Here is a 7,322-nt window from a genome sequence, read left to right as displayed (position 1 = left end):
GTCCACTACCTCGGCACGGGTTGAACTACCTCGGCAGCCCTGGAACTACCTCGCGCGATCTCGTACTACCTCGGCAATTTCGGGACTACCTCGGCGGGTCCGTGCCTCGCGGTCAGACGGCGAGGAGCAGCGCGGGGGCGCCGCCCTCGACGGAGCGGGCGTCGAGGCCCGCGGCGCGGGCGACGTCGGCGACGCGCGCGGAGCGGGCGCCGGCGGCGCAGACGAGCAGCACCGGCCGGTCGGCGGGCAGCTCGGCCCGCGCGACGTCCGCGCCGTCGGGCCCGAGGAACGCCCCACTCGGGACGAGGCGCGCGCCCGCGACGGGCAGGGCCTGGGCCTCCCAGTCCTCGCGCACGTCGACGAGGGCCACGGGGGCGTCGCCCGCCAGCAGGGCCGCGGCGTCCTGGGCGGACATGCTGGCCGGACCGAGGCCGGTGCCCGCGGCGTCGGCCGACCCGCCCACCGGCGCGGGCAGGCCGCAGAACGCGGCGTACGCGGCGTCGTCGGCCAGCAGCTCCGCGACGGGCTCGCGGGTCGGGTCCGGCCGGACGGCGAGCTGCCGCCACGACAGCTCGAGCGCGTCGTAGACGGCGATGCGGCCCAGCAGCGTGGTGCCCGCGCCGGTGATGAGCTTGACCGCCTCGGTGGCCATGACCGAGCCGACCGTGCCGCACAGCGCGCCGAGCACACCACCGGTGGCGCAGTCGGGCACGGTGCCGGGCGGCGGCGGCACGGGGAAGACGTCGCGGTACGTGACGCCGCGCTCACGCTCGCCGGTCGCGAGCCGCGGGGCGCCCCAGAACACGGCGACCTGGCCGTCGAACTGGTGGATCGCGCCCCACACCACGGGCACGCCGAGGATCTCGGCCGCGTCGGAGACGAGGTAGCGCGTGGGGAAGTTGTCCGCCCCGTCGAGCACGACGTCGTACCCGCCGACGATCTCGAGCACGTTCTCGGGGGTCAGCCGCACGGGGTGGGTCACGACCTCGACGTCGGGGGCGAGGTCGGCGAGCCGGTCGCGGGCCGACTCGACCTTGGGCCGGCCGAGGTCGGCGGTGCCGTGCACCACCTGGCGCTGCAGGTTGGAGACGTCCACGACGTCGTCGTCCACGACGCCGAGCGTGCCGACCCCGGCGGCCGCGAGGTACTGCAGCGCGGGGCTACCCAGGCCGCCCGCGCCGACGACGAGCACCCGCGCGGCGGCGAGCCGGCGCTGCCCCTCCGGGCCCACGCCGGGCAGCGGCAGGTGCCGGGCGTACCGGGCGAGGCGCGCGGCGTCGAGCGGCGGGCCGGGGGCGACGAGGGGCGCGAGCGACGTCATGCCGCGTACCGCTCCTCGAGGGCCGCCAGCTTGGCGTCCGCGTCGGCGTGCACGCGCTTCTCGAGGATGAAGGACATCACCGGCACGACGCCGGCGAACACCATCGTGGCGAGCCGGCCGAAGCCCCAGCGCATCTTGGACCACAGGTCGAGCACCGTGACGAGGTAGACCACGTAGATCCAGCCGTGCGCGAAGGGCACCCAGCCCATGTAGTCGACCACGACGTCGACCGGAACCACGTACTTGAAGAACATCTCGACGCACAGGATCAGCAGCATCACACCGGTGAGGATCGCCATGAACCGGTAGCGCTTCAGGGCTCCGCGGGCCTTGCGGATGGCGGCCTCGGCCTGGGCCTGGCTGGCGCCGCCGGCGGGTGACGACGACGGCTGCGGGGCGGGGGTCTGCTGCGGCGTGCTCACCCCAGCATGGTAGGCGCGAAACCGGGCGGTTAATCCGTGGCCCGGTGTCGGAGGGCGTTCGTAGGCTGGATCCTCGTGCGACCCCTCCCCCTGCCCGACGTGGGCAACCCTCCCCTGACGTCCCCCGCCCGGCTCCTGGCCTGGCAGGGGTGGCGCCAGCGCGACGTGCTCGCGAAGTCGCTGGTGGCGGGCGTGGTGGCGATGCTCGCGTCGGCCGCGGCCCCGCTGCTCATCGGTCGCGCCATCGACGAGGGGCTGTCCCAGGGGTTCGGCCCCGAGCTGCTCCTGTGGTGCGGCGCGATGCTCGGCGCCGCCGCCGTGATCGTGGTCGCGGGCATCTTCAACCACATCTGGGACGTCGAGAACTGGGTGCGGGCGTCGCTGTCGTTCTCCCAGCTCGTGGGCTACAAGGCCTCGCGCGCGGGTCACGCGATCACGCGCAAGTTGCCGACCGGTGAGGTCGTCTCCGCCGTCGCCAACGACGCGCTGCGCGTCGGCGACATGTTCTCGATGGCCGGCCGGTTCACCGGCGGCGTGCTCGCGTACGTCGTCGTGGTGGCGATCATGCTGTCGCAGCACGTGCAGCTCGGCCTGGTGCTGGCGCTCGGCATCCCCGCCGTGGCGGCCGTGCTCGGCCTGCTGGTCAAGCCGCTGCAGTCCCGCCAGACGACGCAGCGCGAGGCCACGGGCCGGCTGACGTCGCTCGGCGCGGACACCGTCTCGGGCCTGCGCATCCTGCGCGGCATCGGCGGCGAGGACGAGTTCGCCGCCCGCTACGCGCGCCAGTCGCAGGAGGTGCGTCACCAGGGTGTGCGGGTGGCCGTGCTGCAGTCGGTGCTCGACGGCCTGCAGGTGCTGCTGCCCGGGCTGCTCGCCGCGCTCGTGCTCTGGCTCGGTGCCCGCGCAGCGGTCCGCGGCGAGATCACCAGCGGCCAGCTCGTGACGTTCTACGGCTACGCGGCGTTCCTCGCCTGGCCGGTGCAGATGGCGACGCAGATGCTGCAGATGGTCATCCGCGCCGTCATCTCCTCGCGCAAGATCCTCGACGTGCTGCGGGTCACCGAGGCCACCCCGTCGGCGTCGACGCCCACGGACGCCCCGCCCGCCGGGGCCGAGCTCGCCGACGAGGCGAGCGGCCTGGTGCTGCGTCCCGGGCGCGTCGTCGGGCTGGTGAGCGCCGACCCCGACGCCTCGGCGCGCGTCGCGACGCGCCTCGGGCGGCTCGACGACGAGGCCGAGGACGGCACGCCGGTCCGGCTCGGCGGCGTGCTGCTCGCCGACCTCGACAAGGAGGCGCTGCGCCACCGCGTCGTCGTCTCGGAGGCGACGCCGCACCTGTTCTCGGGCGTGCTCGGCGAGGCCCTCGACGCGCGCGGCCGGGCCACCGAGGCGGACCTGCTGGCCGCGATGGTCACCGCGGACGCGCACGACGTGCTCGACAGCGTGCCCGGCGGCCTCGCCGGCGAGCTGCCCGAGAAGGGCCGCTCCCTGTCCGGCGGGCAGCGGCAGCGCGTCGCGCTCGCCCGGGCCCTGCTCACCGAGCCGGAGATCCTCGTGCTCGTGGAGCCCACCAGCGCGGTGGACGCCCACACCGAGGCCCGCATCGCCGAGCGGGTGGCCGAGGTCCGACGCGGCCGCACCACGCTCGTCGTCACGGCCAGCCCGCTCGTGCTCGACCACCTGGACGAGGTCGTGCTGCTGGACGACGACGCCACCGTGGCCACCAGCGGCACGCACACCGAGCTGCTCGCCCGCCGCGACGGCCACGGCGCCGCGTACCGCGCCGTCGTCGGCCGCAGCATGGCCGAGGACACCGCGGAGGACTCCGCCGAGGACGAGACCGACGACCTCACCGACACCGACCTGGAAGGAGCCGCACGATGAGCGCCCCCGCCGCCGCGACCGCGTCGTCCGGCCCCACCAACCCGAACCTGCTGCCCATCGCCGACCGCGCCGAGGTCAACCGCACGGTGGGCCGCCTGTTCCGGCGCCACCGCGGCCAGCTGGGCGGCGTCGCGGTGCTGCACACCCTCGCCGCGCTCGCCGGCCTGGCCGGGCCGTTCCTGCTGGGCCGGATCATCGACGAGGTCGCCGCCGGCACGACCCTCTCCGCCGTCGACTCGCTCGCGCTGGTGCTCGTCGGCGCCGTCGTGGCGCAGGCCGTCATCACGCGGTACGCGCAGCGGCTGTCCATGGTCTTCGGCGAGCGGGTCTTCGCGGACCTGCGCGAGGAGTTCATGGACGCCGTCACGCGGCTGCCGCTGTCCACGGTGGAGAAGGCCGGCACCGGTGACCTCGTCGCGCGCACCACCAACGACGTGAACAAGCTGCAGCACGCCGTGCGGTTCGGCGTCCCGCGGGTGCTGGTGTGCGTCGTGACGATCGTGCTCACGCTGGTCGCGTCGTTCCTCGCGAGCCCGCTGGTGGCGGTCGGCCTGCTCACCGGCGTCCCGCTGATCGTCGTGGCCACCCGCTGGTACCTCAAGCGCGCGACGCCGGGCTACCTGCGCGAGTCCGCCGCGTACGCCACGATCAACGGGTCCATCACGGAGGCCGTCGAGGGCGCACGCACCACCGACGCGCTCCACCTCGGCGCGCGCATCCGGCGGCGCATCGACCGGGACCTGCGCGAGGCGTTCGACGCCGAGTCGTACACCCTCGGGCTGCGGCTGCGGCTCATCCCGGCCCTGGACGCGGCGGTCGCGATCGCGCCGATCGTCGTCATCCTCTGGGGCGGCTGGCTCGTGTCGCAGGACCTCACCACCGTGGGCACGGTCGCGACCATCGCGATGTACGGCCACCAGATGGGCGGCCCGGTCTTCGACCTCGTGTTCTGGCTCGACGAGCTGCAGGTCGCGGCCGTCGCGCTGGCGCGCGTCGTCGGCGTCGGGCTCGTGGGACCGGACCGCACGGCAGGCACCGAGGTCCCGACGTCGGAGGACGTGCGCGCAGGGTCCGTGCGGTACGCGTACCGCGAGGGCCACGACGTGCTGCACGGCATCGACCTGGACCTCTCCCCGGGCGAGCGGCTGGCCGTCGTCGGGCCGTCCGGGGCGGGCAAGTCGACGCTCGGCCGGATGCTCGCGGGCATCCACCCGCCCACCGGCGGGTCGGTCACCGTGGGCGGCGTGCCGCTCGTCGAGCTGCCCCTCGAGGACCTGCGCCACCACGTCGCGCTGGTCACCCAGGAGCACCACGTGTTCGTCGGGTCGCTGGCGGAGAACCTTCGCCTCGCGGACACGTCGGCCACCGACGACGCCCTGTGGGGCGCGCTCGGGGCGGTCGACGCCGCGTCCTGGGCGGCCGCGCTGCCCGACGGTCTCGAGACGGCGGTCGGGTCCGGCGGGCACACGCTCACGCCGGCCCAGGCGCAGCAGGTCGCGCTCGCGCGGCTCGTGCTGCTCGACCCGCACACGCTCGTGCTCGACGAGGCGACGTCGCTGCTCGACCCGCGGGCGGCCCGCCACCTCGAGCGGTCGCTCAACGCCGTGCTCACCGGACGCACGGTGGTCGCCATCGCGCACCGCCTGCACACCGCGCACGACGCCGACCGCGTCGCCGTCGTCGACGGCGGCCGCATCACCGAGATCGGCCCGCACGACGACCTCGTCGCCGCCGGCGGCGACTACGCCAGGCTCTGGCACAGCTGGCAGCACGAGTAACCCCGCCGATGCATCGAGCGTGCTGGATTGATCCTCAAACCGCCTGTTCAAGGATCAATTCAGCACGCTCGATGTCGTAGACGGCGTCGACCGGGATCGGGTGCGGCCGCCAGCAGGCCGCCGTCAGCACTGCCTGGACCTCGGCCGCCAGGCGCCCGCTGCGGGCGTCGTTCCCGCTGTACCGGCGTACCAGCGTGCGACGGGTGTCGATCCGATTCTGCCGGCGCCGGTCGGCGAACAGCGCCTCCGGGGCGGAGTGCACGTCAGCACCGTCGATCTCGACGAGCAGGAGCGTGCCGTCCGGCAGGGACCATGCGAGGTCGACGCGCGCACCCCAGCCCCGCCCCTGGATCCGCAGCTGAACAGCGTCGGGACGGATCCCCAGATCCAGGCACGTGATCCTGGCCCACGACTCGGCCGGCGACTCCGCGCGCTGGTCGGCGTCCTCCCACCAGGGCCAGCTCGCCCGTGCGCCGCGCCGACCCGTCGCCAGGCCGCGGGCGACCAACAGCCCGGGACCGTCGATCATCCGCTGCTGCCACGCCGAGTCGATCATCGCGACCGCGTCGAGGCGCGGGAGTGCCGGGACCGCGAGCGCCAGCGAGTCGCGCAGCGGCGCGCACAGGATGCCGTCGACCTCGACCGGCGCGGGGACCAAGATCCTGCGCACGCGGACCGGGCCTCCCCCGGTCCGCGGACGCGACCTCGGCACGGCGACCTGCGGGACGACGTCGACGGGCGCCCCCTGCACCCCCTGCAGGACCAGGGAGCAGACTCCGACGGCGATCCCGCCGGGGTGGACCAGCGGGCCCAGCAACGCCGCGCGACGACGACGCAGGTCGTACGACTCCGAGACCGTCGAAGGCTGGACCGCACCGGTGTCCAGGACGCCGCGTGCGACCGGCTCCCACTCCTTACGGTCGAGGCGGCGCGCCACCTGCCCGCGCGTCATCCCTGCGGCGAGGCACTGCCGGAGCGCGAGGAGACCGCCCTGCCGACGGGCACGCTCCAGCAGTCGTGGAGGGACGGGAGCGGCAGGCCTGGACACGCGACCAGGACACCATCGTGGAGAAGGCGGCCCGCCCACCCATCCACAGGAAGGAATCGAGCGTGCTGATTTGATCCTCAAACAGCTGGTTTGAGGATCAAGTCAGCACGCTCGATTCAGCTCCCGGGCGCGACGGGCTGGCGGATCACCGTGCGCAGCTTCTCCGGGGCGGTGCGGCGCAGGTCGGACAGGTAGATCTCGTGGTGCAGACCGCGCAGCGCCCGGCCCTCGGTCTCGATGAACGCGTGCAGCCCGGCGATGGTCTCCGGCTCCGTGGCGAACGGGCCGCGGTGCAGCACCTGGGCGGCCTCGCCCTCGTCGTAGCGCTCCAGGCGCACCCGGTCGCCGGCCGGCGGCCGCTTGGCCGCGACGGCGCGCGCCATCACCTCGGCGGCGTCGACCTGCTCGACGGCGTCCGGCACGCTGATCAGCAGCGTCCAGCGCCACTCGTGCTTGGCGTCCACGCTGAAGCGGCTCATGTCGTCCGCCCACCACAGGCCCTCGAGCGGCATGACCGTGTACGCGTCGCCCGTGGCCTCCTTGACCGCGGCCCGCAGCGCGTACGCGAGCGGGTACAGCGTCTCGACCGCCTCCCGGTACGCCGGGGCGGTGTTGGGGTCGCCCTCGCCGTCGACCATGAGGAACGGCCGAGGCGGCAGGGTCACCAGCGCGGGCGTCGTCGCCGCCCGGTAGTGGAACCGCGGCTCCCGCTTGAGGTCGATGCTCGCCATGCCGACAGCCTCGCAGCCGCCGCCGACATCGCATCGTGCGTGCTGAATTGATCCTCAAACGGCCGGTTTGTGGGTGAATTTAAGCCCCGCCAGTGAAAGTGCGGTGGCCCCGGCCGGGCGGGGGGCGCCGGGGCCCCC

6 protein-coding genes are annotated in these 7,322 nt (G+C 74.4%); 2 read left to right on the top strand and 4 right to left on the bottom strand.

The genetic code is table 11. From position 1 onward, the window contains the following. Nucleotides 1–112: 112 nt before the first annotated feature. Together ACFUVW_RS18135 and ACFUVW_RS18130 are read right to left on the bottom strand one after the other, a co-directional pair. Nucleotides 113–1,321, bottom strand: coding sequence for a ThiF family adenylyltransferase (locus ACFUVW_RS18135; protein ID WP_430572704.1), 1,209 nt, complete (start codon nucleotides 1,319–1,321; stop codon nucleotides 113–115). Further along, nucleotides 1,318–1,743 (bottom strand): DUF3817 domain-containing protein, encoded by a 426-nt coding sequence (locus ACFUVW_RS18130; protein ID WP_430572703.1) that lies wholly within the window; start codon nucleotides 1,741–1,743, stop codon nucleotides 1,318–1,320. The genes ACFUVW_RS18135 and ACFUVW_RS18130 overlap by 4 nt, the downstream gene beginning before the upstream one ends. A 69-nt stretch (nucleotides 1,744–1,812) precedes the next feature. Between ACFUVW_RS18130 and ACFUVW_RS18125 the strand changes: the two genes are divergently transcribed. Then, complete coding sequence (locus ACFUVW_RS18125; RefSeq protein WP_430572705.1) at nucleotides 1,813–3,627, top strand: ABC transporter ATP-binding protein; 1,815 nt, start codon at nucleotides 1,813–1,815, stop codon at nucleotides 3,625–3,627. Beyond that, entirely contained in the window at nucleotides 3,624–5,405 is a 1,782-nt protein-coding gene (locus ACFUVW_RS18120; RefSeq protein ID WP_430572702.1) for an ABC transporter ATP-binding protein, read from the top strand. The genes ACFUVW_RS18125 and ACFUVW_RS18120 overlap by 4 nt, the downstream gene beginning before the upstream one ends. Nucleotides 5,406–5,439: 34 nt before the next feature. Here ACFUVW_RS18120 and ACFUVW_RS18115 read toward each other — a convergent pair whose 3' ends face one another. Together ACFUVW_RS18115 and ACFUVW_RS18110 are read right to left on the bottom strand one after the other, a co-directional pair. Beyond that, a complete protein-coding gene (locus tag ACFUVW_RS18115; RefSeq protein ID WP_430572701.1) occupies nucleotides 5,440–6,453 on the bottom strand; it encodes a type IV toxin-antitoxin system AbiEi family antitoxin domain-containing protein in 1,014 nt (337 codons plus the stop codon). A gap of 116 nt (nucleotides 6,454–6,569) precedes the next feature. Then, nucleotides 6,570–7,184: a GyrI-like domain-containing protein gene (locus tag ACFUVW_RS18110; protein WP_430572700.1), complete on the bottom strand. Its 615-nt coding sequence runs from the start codon at nucleotides 7,182–7,184 to the stop codon at nucleotides 6,570–6,572. Nucleotides 7,185–7,322: the final 138 nt, after the last annotated feature.

Source organism: Isoptericola sp. NPDC057391 (assembly GCF_042668085.1).
Lineage (GTDB): Bacteria > Actinomycetota > Actinomycetes > Actinomycetales > Cellulomonadaceae > Isoptericola.
The sequence above is the reverse complement of the archived record's forward strand: the minus strand, read 5'-3'. Positions and strand labels throughout refer to the sequence as shown.